A 26,060-nucleotide genomic window follows, 5' to 3' on the forward strand; every position below is an offset into this window, starting at 1 on the left:
ATTAAAAATTAGGAGTGATTAATTTGAGAAGAGATAGACTCATTAGACAATTTGAAGGTTTACAGCGTGGTGAAAGAAGAGAACATGGCCGTAGGAGACAGCATCATGGAGAACGTGGGGGAGGTGCACAGACATTTCGCCGAAAACGCATTGTACAGTTTTTGATTCAGCTAGAAACGAGAAAAGCTTCACTTCAAAAACAACTTGAAACGCAAGAACTACAAAATTTAAATTCCGTTATATTAGGGGAGCTTAAAAATACACAAGCAATTATTGATGAATATATATCATTATTCGAGCTTTATGAATTCGAGGGCGATATAGATTTGGATGTACAAAGCATTGAAGAGGAAAATAAAGATGATGATGGGGAAAAATAAACGACATAAAATTAGATAGTAGAAGATAAGCTAGCAGTTATTACTTAATGAATCAAAATAGTATCATATAAATTTTAATGAAACAGCGAAAATTGTCTGAAAGATAGTGCTTTTTGGACAATTTTTTTTATATTTATTTAAAATAAACTTTATATTTATGTAGAAGGGTTGATTTTTATTAAAAATTCGGATAATATTTAAAAAAGTTAATTTTCTGAAAGTTAGCTTATAAAGGGAGGCTTTGAGAATGAAGAAAAACAAATTATGGTTATTGCTATTAGTATCTGCACTTATCCTTGTGCTTGCAGCATGCGGTGGGAATGATGATAAAGGCAAAGAAGCAGAAAAAGAAACAGATAAAGAAGGCGGCACAACAAATACTGATAATCAAGGTACAGTAGCGGGTGGCGAACTTGTTCTAGAAGTATTATCCGAAGCAGTCGAGCTAGACCCACATGGTTCGAATGACGTACCATCTGCTAACGTTCAAAGTAATATTTATGAGACATTAGTAGCTCGTAATTTTGATACAGGAGAATTTGAGCCGAAACTAGCAGAATCTTGGGAGTATGTTGATGATTTAACGTTACAGTTAAAATTGCGTCAAGGTGTTAAATTCCATGATGGAACAGACTTTAATGCAGATGCTGTAAAAGCTAACCTAGATCGTCTATTAGACCCTGAAGTAGCTTCACCACGTGCTACTAACTTTGAGCCAATCGACTCAGTTACAGTTGTAGATGAGTACACAGTTCAAATTAAAACAAAAGCACCTTATGGGGCATTATTAGCAGCATTAACACATCCGGGTTCTTTAATGATTAGCCCGGCTGTTATTGAAGAGGATTACAATCAAGCGGGTAGCGATTCATCGAAGCTTCGTGCTTATGTAAACGCAAATCCGGTTGGTACAGGCTTCTTAAAATTTGATAAATGGACGCCAGGTCAAGAAATTCGTTTAGTAAAAAATGATGACTATTGGGGCGACAAAGTAGCATACGATTCAGCGGTATTTAAAACTGTTCCGGAAAGTGCAACACGCGCTGCCGACTTAGAAGTTGGGAATGCACATATTATTGACCCTGTACAACCAACGGAAGTTCCATTAGTTGAATCATTTGCAACGGTTACGCAACAGCCATCTATGTCTATTGCTTATATCGGATTCAACAGTCAAAAGGCACCATTTGATGATGTAAAAGTACGACAAGCAATTTCAAAAGCGATTGATCGCGAAGAAATTTTACAAGGTGTTTTCGATGGCTTTGGTGTAGCTGCTAAAGGTCCATTATCACCAATGATTTGGGGCTATAGTGATGATATTACACCTCAAGATTACAACATCGAAGAGGCAAAAGCATTGCTTGCTGAAGCTGGTTACCCAGATGGCTTCAAAACGTCAATTTGGACAAATGATAACCCACAACGTCAGCAAATTGCAGTTGTTTTACAAGAAAAATTAAAGCAATTGAACATTGAGGTAAGCATTGAAGTAATGGAATGGGGCGCATACTTAGAGAAAACAGGTGCTGGTGACCACGATATGTTCATTTTAGGATGGTCTGCGTCAACAGGTGACGGAGATGGAGCTTTATATCCATTATTCCATACATCAGATATTGGCAACAATAACCGTACTCGTTTCTCAGATTCTGAAGTAGATAAATTATTAGATGCGGCTCGCGTAGAAACAGATAGCGATACACGTCTAGGTTACTATAAAGAATTACAAAATCTATTAAATGAAGCATCTCCTGCGGCGTTTATTCATCACCAATCTTATTTGACTGGTGTAAGCAAAAAAATTACTGATTTCTCTATTGATGCAACAGGTATTTACAAAATTCAACATGTGAAATTTACAGAATAATTAGGATGTAGGCAAAGTCTAAGTTGACTTTGCCTACAATTGTTTTTACATTTAATTTATTTAAGCAATTTTTTTCTGCGACGAGGATAATATAATTTATTGTGCTAGCGAAGGTTAAAATTCTTTATGTATCGAAAGCAGGGCTATAGGTAGAGGTGCATAAATTCCACATTTCTATAGGGGGGCAAAATCCCTGCTGAAAAAGAGGAAGTCAGTCTAAGAACATCGCATATTAAGATAACGATTGCGTGATTAATGTCATGTTGGTCTAGGCCTCTTGCGGATGACACAGATTTGGAAGAAATTTTCTTGCAAGCTCGAAAAAATATTGTCGAGAGTTAGCTGAGATGTAATTGATTTTAGGTAATAAAGGAAGAAGGTGAGTGCAATGCGACAAAATAGTTTGTTACCAATTATTGATGACGACACCCAAGTGCTTATTCTTGGCTCAATGCCAAGCGTTCAGTCATTAGAGAAGCAGCAATATTATGGCAATGCACGCAATCATTTTTGGCCAATTATCGCTGCAATTACTGGGGAAAATATAACAGAGGATTATGCGCAACGTATTGCATTATTGAAAGAGCAGCGAATCGGTTTATGGGATGCGATTCAATCGTGCGAAAGGCAAGGAAGCTTAGATGCGAATATCCGAAATGAAGTAGCAAATGATTTCTCATCGCTATTTCAGCGTTATCCTCAAATCAAAGCTGTATTATTTAATGGTGCTAAGTCGTTTGATGTATTTAAGAGGCATGTAGGGCTGGAAATATTAGCTGGGCGTGATTATGAAAAAATGCCATCAACAAGCCCAATTCCGGGAAAGAATATTAAAACTTTTGAACAGAAAATTGAAGCATGGCGCACTTTAGAGCAATATCTCAAATAAGCTAGCAAACTGTTTGAAATTTGTTGTTTTTTTGATTATGCTGTACATAAAGTGAAACAAGACATTATCTCATAAACAGAATAGGAGGAAGTTTTGATATGTATCGTACAGTGGAAGATTTTTCAAAGGATTGGCATGTATCCTCAAAAGGTACATTAAATGTATTAAAGGCAATTACAGATGAAAAAATGGGTCAATCAATTGTAGAAGGACATAATTCATTAGGCTGGTTAGCTTGGCATTTAGTTGGAACTGCAGGTGTGTTTGGTCAATTTGCAGGCTTGCAAATTCCTGCACCTGGGCCAGATATGGCGATGCCTAATACTGTGGCAGACATTGTGGAAGCATATGAAATGGTCATTGAGGCATATAAAAAAGAAATTCCAGCACTAACAGATGAGCAACTAACAGAAGATGTACCTGCATTTGGAGGTTCTATGCCACGTGGTGCATTGTTTAGAGTATTAATTGACCATCAAACACATCACCGTGGTCAAATGACGGTTTTATTGCGCCAAGCAGGTTTAACAGTACCTCCAGTAATGGGACCAACTGCTGAAATGAGCTAATTGACGGGGGAATTTCAATGTCACAACCAATCTACTGGACAAGCTTCTATTATGGAGATATTCAGTTTGTTATTGCAGCGATGGAGCAAGGTTTATGCTATACTGGCTCACTACATGAAAATGAAGAAGAATTGCTTGTATGGGCTAAGAAGCATTATAAAGACAGTGAAGTGAAAGAAGACGCTAGTAAGCTAGCGCTTTATATACAACAGTTCACTGAATATTTTCAAGGTCAAAGACAGCAATTTGATTTTCCTGTGTATTATAAGGGTACTCCTTTTCAGGAAAGTGTATGGAGAGAATTACAGCAAATTCCTTATGGTGAGACATGCACCTATTCTGATATTGCTATGCGCATCGGGAATCCAAAGGCAGTACGAGCAGTGGGCGGTGCTGTCGGTGCGAACCCTGTAATTATCATCGTGCCATGTCATAGAGTAATTGGAAAAGATGGCTCTTTAACAGGCTTTAGCGCAGGGATTGAGCTGAAGAAGGCATTACTAGCGATTGAAGGGCAGTAATACGTATAAAATCAAGCATGTTGCATCTCAGCATGCTTTTCATTTATCTTGTTTCCAGTTTTGACTAGGGCCTGTGCAAACTTGTGACTTCAGCTAAGAGGTTCAATATTCAATAATTGCAGTGTAATAGAAAGCTAAGGAGAGGGTTTTCATGCCAATAAACGATTTTGATCAGAGGCTTAACGAAGTCAGACAATTAGTTTTTATTGATGAAAATGATTTTTTACGTGAAAAATGCTCAGATACAGATAAGCTCTATGCTGCCCTTCGCTTAGGTGATTTTCTTCTACTACAGCCAACTACGGAAGGCGATATAAAGTTTAGAACATATCGCAATATCGGCTATCTAAACAGGTTAGTAGGATGTATCGCAACGTCATTATATTACATAAAAGAAGCGCTTGATTATTTTGAACCAAAAGGCGGAGTAGAGTACATACTAACATTGATTAACTATGGAGAAACAATTAAACATACAAAAGACTATGAAAAAGCACTAAATATATTTGAACAAGCATTAATTTATTGTGATGCTCATAATTTACAGCAATTTGAGGACAGTATATGGCAGTTTAAAGGGAAATGTTATTTAGAGCAAGGCAATGTTGATAATGCGGAGCGTTGTTTTTATAAGGCCTATGCAATTCGCAAAAAACGCAATGACAAAAGGATGCTTGTTCCGTCTGAAAATGCATTAAAGTATATAGGAAGAATAAAGCGCTAAAGAAGGGAAATTGTCCGGAAAGTCTATTTTTTTGACAGCGCATTGAAATAAATGTTTTCATTGCTTCCCTTTTATTGAAGGATAACGCTGCTAAAGCCCATGTTCGTCCCATTTTAAAAGAGGGGGGTTCTCTGTTCATATGCATCAACATTTTGTGAAACATCATCGCTCCTGTCCAAAATGCCGGCTATGCACGGCTTTTTGGACAGCCCCCTGCTTCTCTATTAAATATTCTTGTATTAGCCAAAATAAATTGTCGCTAGCCTTTACGCAAAGGGGACGTCTTAAAATGACTTTTCAGACAACCCATTTCCTATTTTAAAAAATCATAAGCATTTTTAGCGAGCAATGTAATAGTAACGATGATAAATAATATGCGGACATAGCCGCTACCTCGCTTTATTGCGTATTTCGAGCCACATATAGCCCCGGCAATTTGTGCCACCCCCATAATTAGACCGTATGTATAATTTACTTGTCCCAGTGACATAAACATAAGCAATCCACCGATGTTGCTACCAAAGTTTAAAAATTTTGCATTGCCTGCTGCCTTCAAAAAATCAAAGCCAACGATAAGAAAGGCAAAAATTAAAAATGAGCCAGTTCCAGGACCTAAAAAGCCGTCATAAAAGCCAATAATAAAGAGCACGCACAAAAAGATTAAAAGCTTTTTCGGTGACAGGCTTTTATAGGTAGAAAGATGTCCCCAATCCTTTTTAAAAATCGTATAGGCAGCTACAGTTGCTAGCATAACAAGCATTAATGGCTTTAAAATTTCTGGATTGATTAAATGGACAGTCCATGCACCAAGCATGGACCCGAAAAATGATAATGGAAACCATTTATAGACCGATTTAATATCGAGCTTTCCAGAGCGATAAAATGTAATAGTGCTCGTCATAGAGCCTAGTGTGCCTGCTAGCTTATTTGTCGCTACAGCAGAGGCAGGACTAAGCCCCGTAAATAACAGGGCTGGTAGCATAATAAGCCCCCCGCCACCTACAACAGAATCAACAAAAGCAGCTAAAAAACCAAAGAAAATTAAAATAATAATAAGTGATATATCTAAATCAAATGGCATTGGCTAACCTTCCTTCTACTATACAACTGAATTATAACAGAAGTTTCAATTAATCAACCATGCGTTTTTTACAAAGTATAATTGCAATGACCCAAGCAGCAATTGTCCATATTAAAATTCCTATAATTGGTATTGAAATATCGCCTTGAGCTAAGTCTGCTAATTGGGAGCTAGGTAACCATTTAGCAATATTTAATACAGAAAAGCGCTCTGCAAACATTAAAAGCATAGGACCAAATGGGAAAATAATTACTACTGGTAATACTGTGAATGTTGTTTCAAGTGTTGATTTTGCGAATAAGCCACAAATTGTTCCTAGAGCAGCATAAAATAATGTTGATAAAATTAGGGCAACTATCATAGCAACGCTAGGCATATAGCCTATGATATAACAGCATAGTCCAATGATAATCGCTGTTATAGCGGAGACAAGTGCACTCTTACCAATTAAAATATCTGCAAGTGAAGCAGGCGACAATAATAGACTGCGCAATGTGTTGCGTTCCTTTTCCTCGGCGATTAAGGCAGCCTGTATAAAGGCTGTAACCATACCGAAAGTAATAGCCAGAGGGAACATTAACTTTTGTGCTACATCTATCCCCATATCACGATAGAGAAAGGTCATAATAAGTGGAACAAATATCATTACTGAAATGGCATAGTTGCGTGAAAACTCCTTATAATCTTTCATGAAAATCGCTTGAATGCGTGTAAATGAAATGTTCATCATTGTAAGTCACTCCCTGTAATTTGCATAAAAATATCACCTAAAGTCGGTTCGTTTGAAAAGATACGCGAAATTTGATTGTTTGTCATCCAATCGTATATCAATTGGGCATTTTGTGCGTCGTTTTTAATAATCTGAGATGTACCATCATGTAATTCAACAGTTATCGTTTGCTTGCTATATTGTTTTTTTAATTGTGCTGGTGAACCAATTGCTTGAATTTTGCCCTTATTTAAAAAGGCTACACGGTCGCACAATGTTTCAGCCTCCTGCATATCATGAGTAGTTAGAAAAATTGTTGTACCAAGCTCATTTAAAGCGCGTAGCCCTTTGTAAATATGTGCTGTATTAACAGGGTCAAGTGCAGAGGTTGGCTCATCTAAAAATAGTAGGTCAGGTTTGTGCAAGATAGCTCTAGCTAATAAAACGCGTTGGGTCATCCCTTTTGACAGCATGCTCACTTTTTTCTTTCTTTCTCCATATAAATTGACAAATTCAAGGGCTTCTTTAATCGCTGTTGTAGGCACATCATACAGCTTGCAATAAAGTGCTAAATTTTCTTCAATAGATAAACGTGAATAGAGACCACTGTTATCTGTTAAAATGCCGAATTTTTTCCTATTTTCACTATTTTGCATAGCGCTAACAGGCATATTGAAAACAAATGCTTCGCCACCATCTTTATGGAGCTGTGCAGTTAAAACTTTAATTGTTGTTGTTTTACCTGAGCCACTAGGACCAAGAAAACCAAAAATTTCTCCTTTTTGAATAGAAAATGTAACATCTGCTAAAGCATTGGATTGTTGGAATGCTTTTTTTAAGTGACGAACATCAATAATCGTTGTCATATTTGTATTTCCCCTCCGTATTCGTTATGTTCTTAATGTAATGTATCGGAAGAAAATGAGCATTAAGTTTATGACGAAAGGAGGAGAAATAAGGGTAATAAGAGGAATAGAAAGGTTGAATGGAGCAAATTATTTCCCCGGAAATTCGCTAAATTCCGATAAGCTCTTTTAAAGAGGCAAGCTTGTTTTTAGATAAAGGCACCGTAGTTTTAGTTGTTGTATGAATGGATAAGCTATAGCTATTTTTAGTCCATGTAATAATTTCACGCACCTTTTGTAAATTGACAATATAGGAGCGGTGGCATCGGAAAAAGCCAAGAGGTAAAAGTCGTTGCTCGAGCTCTGTTAAAGTTAATGAACAGGGATATGCCTCCCCAGCCACATAAATTGATACTTCTCCTTCCACACTTTCTATATAGTCAATTTCAGGTGGATTAAATAAAATAATTTTGTCATTTTTCTTTGTTGGGATTTTTTCAATTTTTATTGGAGAGAATACGGCTGTGTCATTTGGTGCTATATCTTGTCCTACAACATCCAATAATCGCAAACCATCTGCATCCAAGCGACTTGTTTCATGACAGGAAATAAATAAATCCTCTAAATTATTAGAAAGTAATAAAATCATTTTCTGTGCCATTTTTTCAAATAATTGAACAATTAATTGTTTTGAAAAATCTTCCATGTTCTGAAGGGGTTCTTCAATTACAAGGATGGAGGCAGGTGTTAAATAAAGCTTTAAGAAATGAAGTAATTGACGATTGCTATTTGAAAGCTTATCTATCTTAATATTCTGGCAATCAAATAGGTTAATAAGCTGTAATAATTCCTCGACTGATTCAGTTGAGTTGAACAGCTTTTTGAAGAACGCGACATGCTCCTTCACTGTTAAACGCTCATAAAGACTGTCATCTTTTAAATGAATATACGTATTTGGCTGTTTCATAAACGCCTTTAGTACATGTTGTATTTTAGCTTGGTCTGTATAAATACCCATTATAAAAGCCTGTTTATAGGGAATTGCTAGCTGGGGACAAATAATATTGCCAGCTTCAACATATGCGGAAATGTCGATTGTCTTTGTTTGCATGTAAAAAAACCTCACTTTAAGTACGCTACTGTTATTATATAATAGGATATAGCATGTTAAAATAAATAGTTCGTGTTACTGTAATAATAAGATTTTTTAATAAAGGAAGTGTTAGAATGATGACTCCATTTTTAACTGTTGCGGAAGTTCGTTTAATTGAACAGCAATTAGTGAAAATAGTAAACGCCAAAGCCTCATCAAAGGATATGAATATATTATCGACAGTTAGAGAGCTTGCTATAGTAGCATTGAATGAGAAAATGCCATTTGTAGAAAATCAAGAAACGTTGCGAAAAGCTATTGAAACAGTAGAGGATCGTCTAGATGTAACATTATTTATTGAAAACCTACAAATATATACGATTCCATTTAAGCAAATTTCTGAAAAGGATATTGAAAAGCTGTTTAAAAAAGAAAAGAAGCTTAAAATGCCAAATTTGAGCAAAATTGATTGGAGAGGCATAAGCTACTTATCATGGCAGGATTCCGGTACACACCGCCAATATATTATTATTGAGCATGAGAATGATTTTATAGGCTTGAGAGGGACAATTAGCGATGCAAATACGAAGGGAGTTTGTGCGATTTGCAACGAGCATTCAAATGTTCATCTTTTTACAGCAAAGGTAAAAGGACAAGCGGATGCTTATAAATCATATAGTCAGTACATTTGTGCTGACGCGGCATACTGTAATCGCCATTTAAAGGATTATAAAAAACTTATTCAATTCGTCGAAAGTAATTTAGTCTAAAATTTAAGGGTCATTGATGTAAGTGGAATTGATAGAAGGAGAAAACATAATGAATAAAGCTATTCTTTTGCTCATATCTGTGCAATTTTTCGTTTATGTAGGATTTGGTTTAATTATTCCTGTTTTACCAGAGGTCATTGTGAAGCAAGATTTTCATCCGATGCATGTAGGTGGCTTGTTGACGATTTATTCACTTGCTAGCTTTTTTACAGCTCCTTTATGGGGGCGTTTATCTGATAAAGTAGGGCGCAAAAAATTAATATTAGTCGGCTTACTTGGCTTTAGCTTAAGCTTTATGCTTGTCTCGGTGTTTATCCATTCACTGCCAATGCTCTATGCTTCTCGCATTGTTGGTGGTTTGTTTTCTGGAGCTTTATATACAGCTGTAACAGGTTTTATTGGAGACATTTCTAATGAAGATAACCGCAATAAATATATGGGCTTTATGGGGATGTCTATTGGTCTAGGCTTTATTTTCGGACCAGCAATCGGTGGTTTACTTGGTGAAATAAGTATTCGGATGCCGTTTACAGTATCGGCAATATTAATTTTTGCCCTGTTTTTTTATGCATTAGCCGTATTAAAAGAGCCAGATACGTACCGTAAAACAGAGGGGCGTGCAATTATTCCAATGGCTGCTGGCAAGCTATTTGGCTACCGTATTCGTTATTTATTTATCTTTTCATTTGTAGTGACATTTTTGTTAGCAGGTGTTGAATCGACATTGCAGCTCTTCCAGATGGATGCAATTCAAATTACATCTGCACAAATTGGCTCGCTGTTTTTATTTAGTGGCTTTGTCGACTTTTTTATTCAAGGAATGGTTGTTCGCAAAGTGAAAGATGGGCATGAGCCAAAGTGGTTGATGGCTGCACAAATTATTACAGCAATTGGTCTATTCATGCTGCCGTTTACGAATAGCTTATTTTTTGCAGGAGTAGCTCTTTGTGTCTTTACGGCAGGTAATGCACTTGCCCGCACTTTGAATACATCGCTAGCCTCAAAGGAATCAGGGGGAATGTATGGTACAGCAGCAGGAGTTGTTTATTCAATGGACAGTTTAGGGCGCATTATCGGACCGTTATTCTTTACTTGGTTACTGACAGCTAGTGGTGGGAAGACGTACTATTTATCCGCGAGCATTGCTGTTGCAAGTGTTTTACTACTATGGACATTCAAAAAAAGCATGAAATCATTGAGAACTGTAAAATAGGACATTTCAAAAGGAAGGCACTGAAAAGTCGATTTGTCATAAGGTTTGTGGCGTAAATTTCCTTTTTCATTTGCTAAATCCGAAAGGGGGCGTCCAAACAGCAGGCGAAGCACTGCTGTTTGGACGCCCCTATTATTTTTAAATTAGTACCTTGCATTGAACAATAGTAGATGCTATACTACTAATTAATAAATAATAGTGGAGGGGGGAGCGAAGTGAATCCACAGTTTAAAAAGGGTGTACTGAATTTATGTGTGCTTGCATTGTTGGAAAAGCGTGATATGTATGGCTATGAGCTTGTACAAGCGATTTCTAGCAAAATCGATATTTCTGAAGGAGCGGTTTATCCGTTACTTCGCAGGCTAACTGCGGAAGGTTATTTTACAACGTATATGATGGAATCGACAGAAGGACCTGCGAGAAAGTATTATCAGTTAACTAGTGCAGGGAAGGAACAGCTAGACACACAAAAGTTGGAGTGGCAACAATTTTATCAGGCGGTAAACGATTTAGTAAATAAGGGGGAACAATAATAATGGAACAACAATTTTTGAGCAAGCTAGAGCAAGCGTTAGCAAAGTTAAATAATAATGAGCGTCAAGATATCATTCGGGATTTCAAGGAATATTTTGCAAGCGGTCAGGCAGAAGGAAAAACAATCGAGGAAATGATTGACTCATTAGGTGATATAAATGAATTAGCCGAGGAAATATTGAAGGCTTATTCTGAGCAGGAGTTTGTACAAACAGCGAATGTTGTGAAGGAGGAGGCGTTTGATCATATTAAAATTGATAGTGAGCTTGCCTCTATACAGCTATTACCGTCTCCGACGGGCAGATTTTATACGGAAGTGAAAAGTAAAGGTGAGCAATATACAACGGATGTAGAAATTGTTAATAACACATTAACTGTAAAAATTGAACGAGCTGAAAGTACATTTAAAATTTTTGGCTTGAAAATTAATTTTAACTTTAATACAGAAAGCGCAGCTACTGCAATGATTTATGTACCAGAAAAGCTGTATCAAAGCATCGTGATTAAAAATGAAATTGGTGGTTCTGTTATAGAAAGGCTACAGGCAAAAGAAATCAAATGTCATACAACTGTCGGCAAGGCAATGTTGAAAAATGTTTTAGCTGGGGAGTTAAATGTAAAGTCGAGTGTTGGCAAAGCAGAGCTTCAATCTGTTCACGCAACGACAGCTATTGTAAAAAGTGAAGCAGGAAAAGTTATTATTGAAAATAGCATTGCAGAAACTTGGAATGTGAAGTCTGAAGCCGGACGTGTAGATTTAATTAATATTCAGGGGGAAATTGATGCGCGCTCTGAGGCTGGCAAAATTAATATGGATGTCGAAAGCATCACGAAGCCGCTAAAGCTAAAAACAAGCGTAGGTAGAATAGATGTTTTAACAAAGAATGCGATTGATAACGCTACAGTTGAAGCAAAATCAGAGCTCGGTAAGATTTCTGTTTATGGCGAAAGTGGCAAGCGTATTGTTTATGGTACAGGGGAAAATCTTGTTAAATTAAAAACGGAGCTAGGCAGCATTACGATTGCACAAAAATAATTGGCTGCTATAGTTCGAATGGTGCGTAGTCAAGTAGTTGTAAGTTTGTTACAATGACAGTAATAGACGATTGATACATGGGGTGACACGCTAAATGTTTTGGATGCTACTATTTGGTTTTTTATTAATTAGTTTAGTCATGATTGTTATTTATAAATATGATGATTCTTTGTTTAGTAAAGCGACATCATATTCTATTTTCGAAGTATTAAGTAATAGTAGAGTTCGCTCACTATATAAATTGACAGAGGAATTAAAGGCCACACAAGAAAAGTATGATATTTTATTTGATGTTCAGCTAGTTCCAAATGAACAGCCTGTAGATGCCATTATTATGCACTCCACAGGGGTTTATATAGTAAATGTTGAACAGAAAAAAGGTTGGATTGCTGGACGCGAACAGGATATTGAATGGACACAGCTACTATATAAGGGAAAAAAGGAATCTTTCCCAAATCCAATCCATCTAACGCAGCGCTATACTTATCAATTACGTGATTTGCTGCCGACTATACAGGCAGATGCATATAAGACAATCGTTATTTTTACAAATGAGTGCTCCTTCCAAAAAATTGAGTTGCACTCTACAAAAGTAGATGTATTGAAGACCAAAGATTTAAAAGGCTGGATTGCTCAATTCCGAGGACAAGAGGAGCTAATCTCTCCAGAAAATATACAGGCAGCATATGATGTATTGAAGGATAGAAGGACTGCCACGCATTTAGCAATAGAAACAGCTTGAAAAAATCCGGATGTAATTACACCGAGGCGTAATTGATTATAGGAGTCAAGGCTATCTGAAAAGGAACACCTTTTCGGATAGCCTTTTTTATTTCAAAAGTGTCAAAAATGTTTATAAAATGTGTTATATGTGTGTTATATGATAGAAGAAAAAGTGAAATAAGGCTAGCTCACATTGACATCTCGATTGGCAATGACCAATACTTATGATGATGTTAGCCACCTTGATTTACCAGATTTTTAAAGAATAAAAAGGTATAAATTTTTGACATTTCAACAGCGTCAAGACTAAACGTGGGCCTCGCTTTCCTCACATTGTGAAAGCAAAATGACTAAAGACGACAGATATAGAATAACGCCAATTTCTATACGAATGCTTAATTAGTGTTTGACTTCTTTCGGAAGGCGACAGGACACAGGCTGACAAAGAAGGACTCAGCCTAAGCACATCGCGTCTTGCGGCGAATGTCACAGGTCATGACGGTTTTAGGAGGTTAACTTCCACCTATTAGCTCAAAGAAATTTAAACACACTTACGCCGAGGTGTAACTTATTTGAATGAAAGGTAGTGAAAATATTGCCAAAAAAATTATTAGTTTCAGTATTTCTATTAACTATTTTATTGCTAGGCTGTAGTCAGCAAGTGAAAAATCCGCTTAATTGGGAGTTAAAAGAGTTTATATTCACAAATCAAGAAAATCAGGAGTTTGGATTAGCGGATTTAAAAGGCAAGATATGGGTAGCCGATTTTGTGTTTACAAATTGTGCGACAGTTTGCCTCCCGATGATGGCGAATATGACTGAGCTACAAGAAAAACTTCATGAGGAGAACTTGGATGTAGAATTAGTGTCTTTTAGTGTTGACCCAGAAATAGACACGCCAGAAGTTTTAAAAGAATATGCTTTAAGCTATGGTGCAGATTTAACTAGCTGGAGCTTATTAACAGGTTATTCACAAGAAACAATCGAACAGTTTGCATTAGAAAACTTTAAAACGATTGCTAGAAAGCCTGCTGATGACACACAAGTAATACATGGCACATCTTTTTATTTGATTAATGAAGATGGCATCGTTATTAAGGATTATAATGGGCTTAATGTGCCGTATGAAGAAATGATTAAAGATATAAAATTGCTATTTAAGGAGTGAGTTTATGCGATTGAAAAAAAGTAGAGGAGTAGCCATGCTTACTGCTTTAATTATTGTTGTTATTTTAATAAGTTTCATTATACCTAGAGAAACTCTTCCATCTGCACATACTAGAGTTATTTTAGAGCATACGATTAAAACATATATTGCACCTCAATGCTTTGAGGATGCCAATGCGACAAATTTTCTTGAAGAATCCACATTAGGGGAAGCGAAAAAATTAAACTATGCATCTCACTCGGCTTGTACTGATGAAGCGTTACAGGGCGAAAAAGATAGACTAATGGTTAGTTTACTAAAGGAAATTGGCTTGCTAAAGACAAAATGGGATAGTTGGTAATGCTCAACGCGACTAGCTGATAAGATTTTGCTTAAAAGTATGAAACAAAATAGTCGTTTGCAAAAAATAGCTGAATTTGGCTTTTGGAAAGAAGCAAATCGTCCTTCTTTTCAAAACAATTTCCTGTACAATAGAGAAAAAGATTGCAGGAGAAGATGATGAAACAATTATCAAAAAAGGAAGCAAGTATTTATTATATAAAGCAATATATTAGCATATTTGCATGTCCATTTTGTCAGATGGAAATGCAACTAAATGATACGGGAACTATGAGTTGTGTGAATAAACATTCATTTGATATGGCAAAGCAGGGCTATATGAATTTTATGACAAAACCAGTAGTATCAATGTATAGCAAAGAATTATTTGAAGCGCGTCAGCAGGTGATTGCGAGCGGTCTTTATGACCCGCTACAGCAGGCAATTGCAGATTTACTAACTGGTGAGCAACGGATTTTAGATACAGGCTGTGGTGAAGGCTCGCACTTAGCACGAATTTGTACACAGTTACCGAATGCACTTGGTGTTGGTATCGATATTGCGAAGGAAGGTATTTTAGCTGCTGCGAAATTTTATAGCGAAAAAATATGGTGTGTCGGTGATTTGGCAAATAGTCCATTTCAGTCAGAAAGCTTTACGACAATTTTAAATATTTTGTCACCAGCTAATTATGAGGAATTTAAACGCCTGCTTAACCCAAATGGCAAAGTAATTAAAGTCGTGCCACAGACAGATTATTTAAAAGAGATACGCGTCCAAGCATTTGCTGATTCTGAAAAAGAAAGCTACTCTAATGCACAGACAGTCGAACGATTTAAAGAAAGCTTTGCTAAAGTAAATGTGCAGCGTATTACTTACACAGTGCCATTAGCAACAGAGCTTGCACCAAAGCTATTGCAAATGACACCTATGGGTTGGCATATTGAAAATATAGCGGCAGTGGAGTTGCCACAAATTACGATAGATGTGGATATTTTAGTTGGGGAAGTATAACAAGGGGGGAGTATTGTATGAAAAATATTTTAGTATTAGGTGGAACGCGATTTTTCGGTCGTAAATTAGTTGAGCTTTTAATAGCTGAAGGACACCAAGTGACAATTATAACGCGAGGAAATTCAAGTAACCCATTTGGGGACAAGGTGGAGCATGTCATTGTCGATCGAACAAAAGAGCCTCATTTACAGTCATTTATGGAAAATCGCATGTTTGATATTGTATATGATAATATTTGCTACTCTCCAAATGAGGCGAAGGCTTTTTGTGATATATTTAACGGGAAAATTGGGAAGCTTGTTTTCACATCAACTCTATCAACATATGAAATTGATGGCAATGTCAAAGTTGAGCATGACTTTGACCCATATAATTATACGATTCGTATGGGGGATTCGGCAGATTTCACTTATGGAGAGGGCAAGCGTCAAGCCGAGGCTGTATTTTTTAAATATGCTGAATTTCCAATTGTAGCAGTGCGTTTTCCAATTGTTATGGGTGTCGATGATTATACGGAGCGATTACACTTTCATGTGAAGCGGGTAGCGCAAGAAGAACCGATTGGCTTTGTTAATATGGATGCTGAAATGTCCTTTATTCAAGCGGATGAGGCAGCAAGATTTTTGTTATGGGCTGGGCAAGCGACTATAGAGGGACCTTTTAATGCGACGGCAACGGGGGCTGTGACGTTACAGGCATTAATGACCTTAGTCGAGCGGGTTACAGGCAAACGGGCAAAAATCGCACTTTTGGGTGATGATGAAATACGTTCGCCGTATGCTGTCCCTAAATCATGGTATATGAAAAATGATAAAGCAGCAGCGGCAGGCTTTCAGTTTTCAAAACTTGATAGCTGGCTAGAAAATTTAGTACAGGACATCGCAAAACAATACACTTAATTGAAAGTACGCCTCTTTTTTATTAAAATAAAAGTATTAAAAAATAAGGTAGGGCAATGATGTGTATAAATTAGCAGCGAATATTTGTAAGGTAATTTTGAAAATAAATGGTGCAAAGGCGAAGGTTTACGATGCAGGGAATTTACCTAAGGACGGGGGCTTTGTCATTGCGTGTACGCATACCGGTTATATTGATATTATTAATTTAGGTGTATCCGTGTATCCTCGCGAAATTCATTTTATGGCGAAAAAGCAGTTGTTTGAAATGAAAGGGCTTGGTTGGTTAATTGACAAATTAAATGCTTTTCCAGTGGACCGAGATAATCCAGGACCAAGTGTTATTAAAATTCCACGACAGCTTATTAAGGAAGGCAAAGTTGTCGGGATTTTCCCAAGCGGCACGCGTTCTACGGAAAATAATGATTTAAAGCAGGGGGCAGTAACGATTGCCCAGCTAGCGAAGACGCAAATTGTACCAGCTGCTTATATCGGTCCACGTAATGTAGGTGAGGTATTGAAACGCCAAAAGGGTTATTTAATTTATGGTAAGCCTTTTACAGTAGAGAGCGGTAAAGAAGCTCGCGATGAGGCGACGAAGTTTTTAGAGCAGGAGTTTCAGCGTCTAACAGAAGAATTACAAGCAAAAATATAGGGTGGTGCTCAGTGGGTGCGGATATTATTTGTATGCTTAGGCAATATTTGTAGGTCACCTATGGCAGAGGCTGTTATGCGCGATTTACTGACGAAGCGTGGTTTAAGTGAGCAAATTACAGTGGATTCAGCAGGTACAAGTAATTGGCATGTCGGTGAACCGCCACATAAGGGAACACAGGCAAAGTTAGCTGAATATGGTATTGCAACAGCAGGGATGCAATGTCGCCAACTAAAAATTGGTGACTTTGCGGATTTTGATTATATTGTTGGAATGGATATAAGCAATGTGGACAATATTCGTAAAATGCTTAAACAGCCAAATGATGCAAAGATTTTCCGTTTCTTAGATTTAACTGCACATCAAAAAGATGTACCAGACCCGTGGTATACAGGCGATTTTCAAGAAACATATAATCTTTGCTTAGAGGGCTGTGAGGCATTGTTGGAGAAGGTTTTAGCAGATATGCAGAAGAGCTAGTAGCCAAAATATAAGTCGATTTACACTGAAGGTTTTGGTGTGAATCGGCTTTTTTTCCAGTGTACTCTTATTGGCATCAGTTATTTTGTTGTTATTTATAAATCTTTTTTCAAATGACACGATAAAATGAGTATCTTATTATCGTTATATTTTTTAAAAAAAGGGTACAAATAGAGCAAAGGATATGTCGGAGGAGGGATAAATTATGGATGTTAAAGGAAGGCGGAAAAGCAGCAATGTTGAGGACCGCCGGGGGATGAGTGCTGGAAAAGTTGGCGGTGGCTTAGGTGGTGTTGGAATTATTATTGTCATTATTTATACATTGATTAGTGGTGGAGATGCTGGTGATGTATTAAACACTGTAACGAAAAGCATTACACAAAACGGACAAATGACAGAGGAATACACACCAAGTCGTGAGGAGGAGGAGCTGGCAGAATTTGTAGCAGTTGTGCTTGCAGATACCGAGGATGTATGGGCACAAATTTTTGCAAACAATGACATGACTTATAAAAATCCAACACTCGTGTTATTTACGGATAGCGTTAGCTCGGGCTGTGGTTTGCAAAGCGCTGCAGTCGGACCATTTTACTGTCCAGCTGACTATAAACTGTATATCGACTTAAGCTTCTATAGTGAATTGAAAAATCGTTTTAAAGCCCCCGGAGATTTTACGATGGCATATGTGATTGCACATGAGGTAGGTCACCATGTACAAACGTTATTAGGCTATTCCCAAAAAGTACATTCATTAAATGGCAAAGTTTCAAATGCAGAATACAATGAGCAGGTGAAGCGCCTTGAATTACAGGCTGATTATTTAGCGGGTGTGTGGGCGCATCATGTGCAAAACAAAGGCTACTTAGAAGAAGGCGATTTTGCAGAGGCATTAACCGCCGCAAATGCTATAGGAGATGACACATTGCAAATGAAGGCCCATGGTTATGTGGTGCCAGAAAGCTTCACACATGGTACGAGCGAGCAACGTATGCGCTGGTTTACGAATGGTTATAAAAATGGTACATTGCAGGGCGGCGACACATTTAATGCAACAAATTTATAGCATAATATGAAGCGCAGTATTTTAAATTTCTTTACTTATTATGTATAATAGATAAGTTAAAACATTATTTCGTTTCATAAATGAATTTAGATATGATTGAAAGAGAGTGAATCTGATGGGGCGTAAATGGAATAATATTAAGGATAAAAAAGCAGGGAAGGACGCAGCGAATAGCCGTATTTATGCGAAATTTGGTCGTGAAATTTATGTTGCGGCAAAATCTGGCGAACCAAATCCAGAATCTAACCGTGCATTAAAAACGGTTTTAGAGCGTGCAAAAACGTATTCTGTACCGAAGCATATTATTGAAAAGGCAATTGAAAAAGCAAAGGGCGGCGGAGATGAGCAATTTGATGAGTTACGCTATGAAGGGTTCGGCGTAGGTGGCACAATGGTCATTGTTGACGCTTTAACGAATAACGTCAATCGCACTGCTTCTGAGGTGCGTGCGGCATTTGGGAAAAATAGCGGTAATATGGGTGTAAGTGGCTCAGCGGCGCATATGTTCCAAAGCACAGCCGTATTTGGTGTTGAAGGCAAAACAGAGGACGAAATACTAGAAATTCTAATGGAAGCAGACTTGGATGCACGTGATATTATAGATGAGGAAGGGACAATTATCGTTTACACAGAACCAGACCAATTCCATGCGACGCAAGAAGCGTTAAAAGCAGCAGGTATCGAAGAATTTGCTGTGGCAGAATTGACGATGCTTCCAATGACAGAAGTAGCATTAACAGGCGACGATTTAGTAAAATTCGAAAAAATGATTGATGCTCTTGAAGATTTAGAGGATGTGCAACGCGTCTACCACAACGCTGATTTAGGTGAATAGAAAATAAGCGTCTTATAGCTTTACTGTGGCATCTTTTTGTTAGCAAAGCTTTTTAACGGATATGTGATATAGAGATTAAGGCTGTCAAGAAAGTAATTACTTTTTTGGCGGTCTTTTTCATTGCCTTATTGTGAAAGGTTGAAATGCAAGTTTTTTTTGCTATTGTGAAATTTGTCGAAATAAGCCACAATATTGATTAACTATAAAAAAATATGAAAGGAGACTACTTATGAAACGAACAAATAGATTAGCGAGCCGAATTATAGCAATTATTATTGCAGTATTTATTGTGCTAATTGTCTCTAATATTTTTATGATGAGCTACAACACGAAGAAATCTGTAAAGGCAACATTAGGAGAACATAGTGTGACAGTAGCACAAAATATGGCTCAATATATGGATGTTGAAGGCTATAAGCAACTAGCGAATTCACCGCAAGAAAATGAACTATATTGGAGATTACGTGAGCAATTAAATGATTTGCGTGAAAAGAACGGCGTATTATATGCATATACATTTGCTGCACCTACAAATGGAAAAGAAGGTAATGGCGTCTTTTTAGTGGATGGCATGCCGGCGGATGACCATGAAAATGCAGCTACTATTAGCAGTGAATCAAGTGCGACATCCAATGCAGATCTTTTGCGAGCTTTGGAAGATGGTTACTATTATACAGATGTAATCGAAAGCGAGTTTGGGCAATTTATTTCCGGAACAATTCCCGTAAAAGATGCAAATGGTGAGGTAGCTTTTTATTTAGGAATAGATATAGATGCAGATTATGTTGATGTAGTAAGTAGTCTAATTTCAAAAGAAATTATACCGACTGTTGTTATTATATTTAGCCTTATTTCCATTTTAGGCTTAGCTATACTTTATTACTATATTAATAGCGCATTGCGCCCTTTAAAATCCTTAAAGGAATCAGCAACGTATTTAGCAGAAGGCAATATTAAAGATGCTAACGAAGTAGTATCTCATATCAATATGTCAAATGGCAATGAAATCTCGCTATTCGCAAGAGATTTCACAGATGCACTGGGACAGCTTTCAGCAACATTTGAAACAATTCATTCGAAAACAAATAGTTTAGAGCAGGTCGTTGAAGATATTAATGCGACAGCTCATCATGTAAGTGAGTCTAATAACACAATTGCTGCAAGTGTCACACAAATTGCAGAAGGCAGTGGAAAGCAACAAATTAGCAATGATGAGGTTATGCAGGCGATGAGTGAAATGGCAATCGGCATTCAAAGATTAGCTGATACAACGAGCGATATTGCAGAATCCTCAAGTGATATGACAGAGCTTGTTGAAAAGAGTACGACAAATTCAAAGCAAGTGGTGCAGCAAATTCATAATGTAGAGTCTTCAGTTGTAAGGACGTCAGAGCAAGTACGCGAAATGGGAGCACGATTCCATTCAATAGAAGAAATGGTAACTGTTATTACAAGCATTGCCGATCAAACTAATTTACTTGCATTAAATGCGGCAATTGAAGCGGCAAGAGCAGGAGAGGCAGGTAAAGGCTTTGCTGTTGTTGCAGATGAGGTACGTAAATTAGCAGAGATGTCTCGAACTTCCGCGGACGATATTCACCATCATTTACAAAGCTTTTTAGAAATTGCAGAGCGTGCTTTAAGTGAAATGGCTGTAAGTACGGAAGAGGTAAAAGAGGGAAGTTTAGCAGTTACAGCTATCGGTGAAAACCTAGAAAGTATTTTACAATCTGTTCTGAGAGTAAATAACAATATTCAGGAAAACTCAGCGGTTATAGAGCAAATGTCGGCAAGTTCTGAGGAGATATTAGCATCTGCTGAAGATATGAACCAACTTGTCACTAATACAACGACGCAAACACAGGAAGTGGCACAATCAATCGATATCCAAGTAGATATGGTTGAAAAATTAAGCGAGGTAGTAGAACAGCTCGATACTACTTCAAAGGACGTTATCACAGAAATAGAGAAATTTAAATTATAAGGTTGGTTAACTTTTTTCAGCGAGGTTTACTGCGGTGAGTAACCGTAGGAGCAAAATCTTTTTGTAGCAACAGCTACAGAAGACTCATGCTAATAAAAAGGAACTCGGTCTAAAAACATCGCATCCTGCGGTAACGGCTAAGTAACCAACATCGTGTTGGACAAACTTACAGCGGATGTCACAGATATTGGAGGGGCCGTGTGATGCAGGTCAGTTAACCGTTGGCGCGTGACATGACGGTTTTAGGTTAATTTCTATCAAATGGTTCGAAAAAATCTAGACACAATTACAATGAGGGGTAATTGATAAAATCATTTTAGGACATAAAATGAATAATGAGTAGGGGAGGTGTTCATATTTTGGACAACCTCCCTTTCTTTTAAATTAATCATCATCAGTCCTATACCTTCGTGTAATAAGTAGGGGCTATTCAGAAGTACAATATTTTCTTGTTAACAATACTTGTTGTAATGAATATAAGTTAAGAAGCCTTTGTCTTTAGAGTTGCTCACCTCTTTATTCGAATCAAATATTTGTTATTGTGAAATTTTCACTTTATGTAATAATTATATATTATTAGGGAGAAAGACAGGGGGATGGTTAAAATGATACGCTTTTTGCAATCGATACAGGGAAAATTATTAATATTTTCTTTCTTAATTTTTTTTATCCCAAGCTTAATTATTAGCATTGTAAGCTACTCGACAGCAAAGCAAGGGATGGACGAAGTAGGAAAGACAGTTATTAAAAACAGCGTAGAAACATCATTAGAATTAATTGCAATTGCTGAGACTGAAGTTCAAAACGGAATGGTTACATTAGAGGAGGCACAGGAACGTGTTAAATCGCAGTTAATTGGTGCCCTAAATGCGGAAGGACAGCGTCCAATAACTTATCCAGCAGACTTGGGTGAAAATGGCTATATTTATATTCTAGACCATGATGGAACAGTATTAGGTCATCCTACTCGCGAGGGAGATAATTTATGGGATAGTCAGGATAGCTCAGGTCAATATTTTGTTCGTGAAGTAAAAGAAAAGGCATTAGCAGGCGGGGGTTTTACATATTATGATTTTGAGCTACCAGGTCAAACTGTTATTGCACCGAAATTGATTTATTCAAAGTTAGACCCGCATTGGAATTGGATTGTCGCTTCAGGTACATATATGCAAGATTTCAATTCTCCCGTGAGTCATTTAGTGAAAGTAATTATCGTGACACTTATTTTGTCAATTGCAGCAGGTGGGATTGTTGCCACTTTATTCTCACGTCATTTAGCAACTCCATTAGTAAAATTATCACAAAGTGTGAGTCAAGTAGCAGATGGTAATTTAACAGTTACAATAGATAAACTGCAGCGACAAGATGAAATAGGTGTTTTAAATAATGGCTTTAATAATATGGTCGTGCATTTAAAAACACTTATTACAGATGTGGAGAATGCCATTTCTGAAATTCAAACGACCTCTAGCAATTTATCCGCTGTTGCGGAAGAAACGACTGCATTAGGTGAAAATATTGTTAACGCAGTGGAAGAGGTTGCAAGTGGAGCCACACAGCAAGCGCTAGATACGGAGCAAACAAATCGTTCGACAGCTGATTTTGCAGCTCAAATTGATGTACTGCATGAAAAAAATGAATTAATTTTAACTTCTTCCGTAGAAATGCGAAAATCGAACGAGCAAGGATTAACTAATTTACAGCATTTACAGCAAAGCTCTGAGGAATCTAATAAGCTTATGACACAAGTGCAAGATGTGTTCAATAATTTAATGCAAAAGTTAGCTGAAATTGAAGGCATTGTTGGCACGATTAATGAAATCTCAGACCAAACAAATTTATTGGCACTGAATGCCTCCATTGAAGCTGCTAGAGCGGGTGAGCATGGCAAAGGCTTTGCGGTAGTGGCAGAGGAGGTGCGCAAGCTAGCAGACCAAACGAACCAGGCGACTAGCTCCGTACGTAATACATTAAGAGGGATTGAAATGGAAACAAATGTTGTGACGCATGAAATGGAGAAAGCATCATTGATTGTACAACAACAGCGTGAATCAGTGGAAACAACACAAAGCTCATTTGAGGCAATTGAAAAAGCGGTTGAGCATATTACAGCTATAATAAACGATATGTCTGCGAGTGTGAATCAATTGAACACTTCTAAAAATGCAATGCTTATTTCGATGGATAGCATTGCCCATATTAGTGAGAAAAACGCAGTTGTTACACAGGATGTAACGGCTTCTGTAGAGGAGCAGCAACGAGCTATAGAGCTTGTGACAAATTCGTCGAATGAGTTAACAGGCGAGATTAATAGTTTACAGGAGGCTATTAATCAATTTAAAGTATAGGTGCCTGGCACGCAAACAATTCTGACAATTTACTACAATTAATATTCTTTCAGAATAGTTGCAAAATTGAAGGTGGTAGTAAATAATTAATAGTGAATTTGTTTATCGTGATTTAGTAGTGCGTTGTGTGCGAAGGCGAGGGCGATGGGGGCTCGCAAAATCGTGATAGGTCGTCGGTGGATGTGATAGGAAGAGAGAAAAGATGGAAGCCGAGGGGTAGTGGATTCAAACATAATTTAAAGGTAGGGGACATCATGGGAATAACATTTAAAGATTATGAGTATAAGCGCCCGAATTTAGATGAAATGAAGGTGGCGGTGCGTGCGTTAATTGAGGATTTTAAAAGCGCACAAAATGTGGAAGAACAGAGCGTGGTAATTGAGAAAATTAATGCGTATCGTAATACCTTTTCAACACAGGGGAACTTAGTTTATATTCGTGCATCAATTGACACAAACGATGCATTTTATCAAGCTGAGCGTGATTATTTAGATGAAATAATGCCGCAAGCAGAGGAAATTATTTTTGAGTATTATCAGGAGCTAGTAAAATCGTCGTTTCGTGAACAGCTTGAGGAGAAATGGGGTAAGCAACTTTTCGCATTAGCGGAAAATCAAATTAAAGGCTTTTCGCCAGAAGTAATTGAATTAATGCAGCAGGAAAATAAACTTGTTTCAGAATATAATAAGCTTGTAGCCTCTGCGCAAATCGAATTTGATGGTAAAACATTGACGCTTGCGCAATTAGGACCGTACGGAGAATCGCTAGATCGTAATGTGCGTAAAGAGGCAAGAGAAGCGAACTTTAACTTCTTTGCACAGCATGGTGATAAGTTCGACGAAATTTATGATAAATTAGTAAAGTTGCGCCATGAAATCGCGACAAAGCTAGGCTATAAAAATTACGTGGAGCTAGGCTATATTAAGATGAATCGCATTGATTATAATGCTGAGATGGTGGAAAAATTCCGTAATCAAGTGCGTGATTTTATCGTACCTGTAGCGACAGAGCTATATAAACGTCAGGCGAAGCGTATCGGTGTTGAAGATTTTAAATATTACGATGAAGGATTAAATTTCTTAACAGGCAATGCAAAGCCACAAGGTTCTCCTGAATGGATTATAGACAATGGTAAGAAAATGTATGAGGAGCTATCAAAGGAAACGGGTGAGTTCTTCAACTTTATGATTGACCGTGAGCTAATGGATTTAGTTGCTAAGACGGGGAAGGAAAGTGGCGGCTATTGCACATTTATCGACGACTATAATTCACCATTTATTTTCTCGAATTTCAATGGAACATCAGGTGATATTGACGTATTAACACATGAGGCAGGTCATGCATTCCAAGTATACTCAAGCCGTGATATAGGTATCCCAGAGTATTTATGGCCGACGCATGAATCTTGTGAAATTCATTCTATGAGCATGGAGTTTTTCACTTGGCCGTGGATGGAGTTGTTCTTTAAAGAGCAAACAGATAAATATAAATTTACACATTTGAGTGGCTCGCTAATATTCTTGCCGTATGGTGTGGCAGTAGATGAATTCCAGCACGTTATTTATGAAAATCCAGAAATGACGCCTGCTGAACGTAAGGCAGCATGGAAGAAAATCGAGGAAAAATATTTACCACATCGTGATTTCGATGGCAATGCATACCTAGAGGCGGGTGGCTTCTGGCAACGTCAAGGTCATATTTACTCCGTACCGTTCTATTATATCGACTATACATTGGCACAGATTTGCGCATTCCAGTTCTGGAAGCGTTCACGTGAGGACTTTGACAGTGCATGGAAAGATTATGTACATTTATGTGGTTTAGGTGGCTCACAATCATTCACAAACTTAGTTCGCGAAGCAGGCTTAATTTCGCCATTTGAAGAAGGCTGTGTGGAGTCAGTTATTGATACGATTAAAGATTACTTAAACTCAATCGATGATGCAAAATTGTAACTTCCTTTAGCAATGTTTTTTGCAACGAGTAACCGCAGCAGCCAAATTGTTTTTGTATCGAAAGCGAAGCGACAGGTACAGGAATCTTCTATCTCGATAGGTGGCGAGACGAATGCAAGCATTATAACGATTTCAGCAAGTGTCCAAACACTCACCAACTGCTCGAGCTTTGGTGGGTGTCACAGGACGTGGCGGTTTGAGGTTAACTTCTGTCAAATAACTAGGAGAAATCTAGAAGAAATTAGGCCTTGGCATAATTGACATAAAAGAGGTATAGGAAAGCGAATCATTTGCTTTTCTATACCTTTTTGTATTTTAGATGAATTAAGCTACCATATTAATGTGTTTTTTAGCTATCAAAGATTGTATTTTTTTGGTCTATATGCG

At 37.5% G+C, this 26,060-nt stretch carries 26 protein-coding genes; 22 read left to right on the plus strand and 4 right to left on the minus strand.

What is annotated here, in order from left to right; all coding sequences use genetic code 11:
* Positions 1–23: 23 nt before the first annotated feature.
* The 6 genes from MHH70_RS13640 to MHH70_RS13665 all read left to right on the plus strand — a co-directional run bounded on the left by MHH70_RS13640 (position 24) and on the right by MHH70_RS13665 (position 4,953).
* The gene (locus MHH70_RS13640; RefSeq protein ID WP_082799084.1) at positions 24–380 is read left to right on the plus strand and encodes a hypothetical protein; all 357 of its coding nucleotides are present in this window, start codon (positions 24–26) and stop codon (positions 378–380) included.
* A gap of 247 nt (positions 381–627) precedes the next feature.
* The gene (locus tag MHH70_RS13645; RefSeq protein ID WP_066169299.1) at positions 628–2,250 is read left to right on the plus strand and encodes a glutathione ABC transporter substrate-binding protein; all 1,623 of its coding nucleotides are present in this window, start codon (positions 628–630) and stop codon (positions 2,248–2,250) included.
* 388 nt (positions 2,251–2,638) lie between these two features.
* A complete protein-coding gene (locus MHH70_RS13650) occupies positions 2,639–3,139 on the plus strand; it encodes a DNA-deoxyinosine glycosylase (protein WP_201261948.1) in 501 nt (166 codons plus the stop codon).
* 98 nt (positions 3,140–3,237) lie between these two features.
* Positions 3,238–3,708: a DinB family protein gene (locus tag MHH70_RS13655; protein WP_066169295.1), complete on the plus strand. Its 471-nt coding sequence runs from the start codon at positions 3,238–3,240 to the stop codon at positions 3,706–3,708.
* Between the two features lie 17 nt (positions 3,709–3,725).
* Complete coding sequence (locus MHH70_RS13660; protein ID WP_107943377.1) at positions 3,726–4,229, plus strand: methylated-DNA--[protein]-cysteine S-methyltransferase; 504 nt, start codon at positions 3,726–3,728, stop codon at positions 4,227–4,229.
* Between the two features lie 151 nt (positions 4,230–4,380).
* A complete protein-coding gene (locus MHH70_RS13665) occupies positions 4,381–4,953 on the plus strand; it encodes a tetratricopeptide repeat protein (RefSeq protein WP_066169291.1) in 573 nt (190 codons plus the stop codon).
* Between the two features lie 313 nt (positions 4,954–5,266).
* On the opposite strand, the gene MHH70_RS13670 is transcribed toward MHH70_RS13665, so the two are convergent.
* The 4 genes from MHH70_RS13670 to MHH70_RS13685 form a co-directional block, all read right to left on the minus strand.
* A complete protein-coding gene (locus MHH70_RS13670) occupies positions 5,267–6,034 on the minus strand; it encodes a TSUP family transporter (protein ID WP_342471762.1) in 768 nt (255 codons plus the stop codon).
* Positions 6,035–6,083: 49 nt separating this feature from the next.
* Complete coding sequence (locus MHH70_RS13675; RefSeq protein ID WP_342471763.1) at positions 6,084–6,764, minus strand: ABC transporter permease; 681 nt, start codon at positions 6,762–6,764, stop codon at positions 6,084–6,086.
* The gene (locus MHH70_RS13680; RefSeq protein ID WP_342471764.1) at positions 6,761–7,609 is read right to left on the minus strand and encodes an ABC transporter ATP-binding protein; all 849 of its coding nucleotides are present in this window, start codon (positions 7,607–7,609) and stop codon (positions 6,761–6,763) included. Before MHH70_RS13680 ends, MHH70_RS13675 begins: the two co-directional genes overlap by 4 nt.
* A 148-nt stretch (positions 7,610–7,757) precedes the next feature.
* Positions 7,758–8,699, minus strand: coding sequence for a LytTR family transcriptional regulator DNA-binding domain-containing protein (locus MHH70_RS13685; RefSeq protein ID WP_066169285.1), 942 nt, complete (start codon positions 8,697–8,699; stop codon positions 7,758–7,760).
* 116 nt (positions 8,700–8,815) lie between these two features.
* Between MHH70_RS13685 and MHH70_RS13690 the strand changes: the two genes are divergently transcribed.
* The 16 genes from MHH70_RS13690 to MHH70_RS13765 all read left to right on the plus strand — a co-directional run bounded on the left by MHH70_RS13690 (position 8,816) and on the right by MHH70_RS13765 (position 25,673).
* Positions 8,816–9,451: a FusB/FusC family EF-G-binding protein gene (locus MHH70_RS13690; protein WP_066169284.1), complete on the plus strand. Its 636-nt coding sequence runs from the start codon at positions 8,816–8,818 to the stop codon at positions 9,449–9,451.
* Positions 9,452–9,500: 49 nt separating this feature from the next.
* Positions 9,501–10,664, plus strand: coding sequence for an MFS transporter (locus MHH70_RS13695; protein WP_342471765.1), 1,164 nt, complete (start codon positions 9,501–9,503; stop codon positions 10,662–10,664).
* A gap of 215 nt (positions 10,665–10,879) precedes the next feature.
* Positions 10,880–11,197 (plus strand): PadR family transcriptional regulator, encoded by a 318-nt coding sequence (locus MHH70_RS13700; RefSeq protein WP_066169278.1) that lies wholly within the window; start codon positions 10,880–10,882, stop codon positions 11,195–11,197.
* A gap of 2 nt (positions 11,198–11,199) precedes the next feature.
* A complete protein-coding gene (locus MHH70_RS13705) occupies positions 11,200–12,234 on the plus strand; it encodes a DUF4097 family beta strand repeat-containing protein (protein ID WP_066169277.1) in 1,035 nt (344 codons plus the stop codon).
* A gap of 94 nt (positions 12,235–12,328) precedes the next feature.
* On the plus strand, positions 12,329–12,976 hold the full coding sequence (locus tag MHH70_RS13710) for a nuclease-related domain-containing protein (protein ID WP_342471766.1): 648 nt from the start codon (positions 12,329–12,331) through the stop codon (positions 12,974–12,976).
* Positions 12,977–13,552: 576 nt separating this feature from the next.
* Positions 13,553–14,125, plus strand: coding sequence for an SCO family protein (locus tag MHH70_RS13715; RefSeq protein WP_342471767.1), 573 nt, complete (start codon positions 13,553–13,555; stop codon positions 14,123–14,125).
* Between the two features lie 4 nt (positions 14,126–14,129).
* On the plus strand, positions 14,130–14,465 hold the full coding sequence (locus MHH70_RS13720; RefSeq protein WP_201261947.1) for a hypothetical protein: 336 nt from the start codon (positions 14,130–14,132) through the stop codon (positions 14,463–14,465).
* A 158-nt stretch (positions 14,466–14,623) separates the two neighbouring features.
* Positions 14,624–15,457, plus strand: a complete 834-nt coding sequence (locus MHH70_RS13725; RefSeq protein WP_066169270.1) for a putative RNA methyltransferase — start codon at positions 14,624–14,626, stop codon at positions 15,455–15,457.
* Positions 15,458–15,474: 17 nt separating this feature from the next.
* The gene (locus tag MHH70_RS13730) at positions 15,475–16,356 is read left to right on the plus strand and encodes an NAD-dependent epimerase/dehydratase family protein (RefSeq protein ID WP_342471768.1); all 882 of its coding nucleotides are present in this window, start codon (positions 15,475–15,477) and stop codon (positions 16,354–16,356) included.
* A gap of 61 nt (positions 16,357–16,417) precedes the next feature.
* Positions 16,418–17,008 (plus strand): lysophospholipid acyltransferase family protein, encoded by a 591-nt coding sequence (locus MHH70_RS13735; protein ID WP_066169265.1) that lies wholly within the window; start codon positions 16,418–16,420, stop codon positions 17,006–17,008.
* 15 nt (positions 17,009–17,023) lie between these two features.
* Positions 17,024–17,488, plus strand: a complete 465-nt coding sequence (locus MHH70_RS13740) for a low molecular weight protein-tyrosine-phosphatase (RefSeq protein WP_342471769.1) — start codon at positions 17,024–17,026, stop codon at positions 17,486–17,488.
* 205 nt (positions 17,489–17,693) lie between these two features.
* On the plus strand, positions 17,694–18,551 hold the full coding sequence (locus MHH70_RS13745) for a neutral zinc metallopeptidase (RefSeq protein ID WP_342471770.1): 858 nt from the start codon (positions 17,694–17,696) through the stop codon (positions 18,549–18,551).
* A gap of 115 nt (positions 18,552–18,666) precedes the next feature.
* Positions 18,667–19,386: a YebC/PmpR family DNA-binding transcriptional regulator gene (locus tag MHH70_RS13750; RefSeq protein ID WP_342471771.1), complete on the plus strand. Its 720-nt coding sequence runs from the start codon at positions 18,667–18,669 to the stop codon at positions 19,384–19,386.
* Between the two features lie 229 nt (positions 19,387–19,615).
* Positions 19,616–21,370 carry a methyl-accepting chemotaxis protein gene (locus MHH70_RS13755; RefSeq protein ID WP_066169258.1) on the plus strand — a complete coding sequence of 585 codons (1,755 nt, stop codon included), beginning with the start codon at positions 19,616–19,618 and terminating at the stop codon, positions 21,368–21,370.
* 605 nt (positions 21,371–21,975) lie between these two features.
* Positions 21,976–23,718, plus strand: a complete 1,743-nt coding sequence (locus MHH70_RS13760; protein WP_235616069.1) for a methyl-accepting chemotaxis protein — start codon at positions 21,976–21,978, stop codon at positions 23,716–23,718.
* A 254-nt stretch (positions 23,719–23,972) separates the two neighbouring features.
* Positions 23,973–25,673 carry a M3 family oligoendopeptidase gene (locus MHH70_RS13765; RefSeq protein WP_066169256.1) on the plus strand — a complete coding sequence of 567 codons (1,701 nt, stop codon included), beginning with the start codon at positions 23,973–23,975 and terminating at the stop codon, positions 25,671–25,673.
* The last annotated feature ends 387 nt before the right edge of the window (positions 25,674–26,060 follow it).

It is taken from the genome of Metasolibacillus sp. FSL H7-0170, from assembly GCF_038593115.1.
GTDB lineage: Bacteria > Bacillota > Bacilli > Bacillales_A > Planococcaceae > Metasolibacillus > Metasolibacillus fluoroglycofenilyticus.

Coding starts and splice junctions, on each gene's coding strand:
- MHH70_RS13695 (WP_342471765.1), top strand. CDS start 9,501: ATGAATAAAGCTATTCTTTTGCTCATATCTGTGCAATTTTTCGTTTAT.
- MHH70_RS13755 (WP_066169258.1), top strand. CDS start 19,616: ATGAAACGAACAAATAGATTAGCGAGCCGAATTATAGCAATTATTATT.
- MHH70_RS13650 (WP_201261948.1), top strand. CDS start 2,639: ATGCGACAAAATAGTTTGTTACCAATTATTGATGACGACACCCAAGTG.
- MHH70_RS13710 (WP_342471766.1), top strand. CDS start 12,329: ATGTTTTGGATGCTACTATTTGGTTTTTTATTAATTAGTTTAGTCATG.
- MHH70_RS13765 (WP_066169256.1), top strand. CDS start 23,973: ATGGGAATAACATTTAAAGATTATGAGTATAAGCGCCCGAATTTAGAT.
- MHH70_RS13690 (WP_066169284.1), top strand. CDS start 8,816: ATGATGACTCCATTTTTAACTGTTGCGGAAGTTCGTTTAATTGAACAG.
- MHH70_RS13705 (WP_066169277.1), top strand. CDS start 11,200: ATGGAACAACAATTTTTGAGCAAGCTAGAGCAAGCGTTAGCAAAGTTA.
- MHH70_RS13760 (WP_235616069.1), top strand. CDS start 21,976: ATGATACGCTTTTTGCAATCGATACAGGGAAAATTATTAATATTTTCT.
- MHH70_RS13665 (WP_066169291.1), top strand. CDS start 4,381: ATGCCAATAAACGATTTTGATCAGAGGCTTAACGAAGTCAGACAATTA.
- MHH70_RS13725 (WP_066169270.1), top strand. CDS start 14,624: ATGAAACAATTATCAAAAAAGGAAGCAAGTATTTATTATATAAAGCAA.
- MHH70_RS13720 (WP_201261947.1), top strand. CDS start 14,130: ATGCGATTGAAAAAAAGTAGAGGAGTAGCCATGCTTACTGCTTTAATT.
- MHH70_RS13680 (WP_342471764.1), bottom strand. CDS start 7,609: ATGACAACGATTATTGATGTTCGTCACTTAAAAAAAGCATTCCAACAA.
- MHH70_RS13750 (WP_342471771.1), top strand. CDS start 18,667: ATGGGGCGTAAATGGAATAATATTAAGGATAAAAAAGCAGGGAAGGAC.
- MHH70_RS13670 (WP_342471762.1), bottom strand. CDS start 6,034: ATGCCATTTGATTTAGATATATCACTTATTATTATTTTAATTTTCTTT.
- MHH70_RS13645 (WP_066169299.1), top strand. CDS start 628: ATGAAGAAAAACAAATTATGGTTATTGCTATTAGTATCTGCACTTATC.
- MHH70_RS13685 (WP_066169285.1), bottom strand. CDS start 8,699: ATGCAAACAAAGACAATCGACATTTCCGCATATGTTGAAGCTGGCAAT.
- MHH70_RS13745 (WP_342471770.1), top strand. CDS start 17,694: ATGGATGTTAAAGGAAGGCGGAAAAGCAGCAATGTTGAGGACCGCCGG.
- MHH70_RS13660 (WP_107943377.1), top strand. CDS start 3,726: ATGTCACAACCAATCTACTGGACAAGCTTCTATTATGGAGATATTCAG.
- MHH70_RS13675 (WP_342471763.1), bottom strand. CDS start 6,764: ATGATGAACATTTCATTTACACGCATTCAAGCGATTTTCATGAAAGAT.
- MHH70_RS13655 (WP_066169295.1), top strand. CDS start 3,238: ATGTATCGTACAGTGGAAGATTTTTCAAAGGATTGGCATGTATCCTCA.
- MHH70_RS13730 (WP_342471768.1), top strand. CDS start 15,475: ATGAAAAATATTTTAGTATTAGGTGGAACGCGATTTTTCGGTCGTAAA.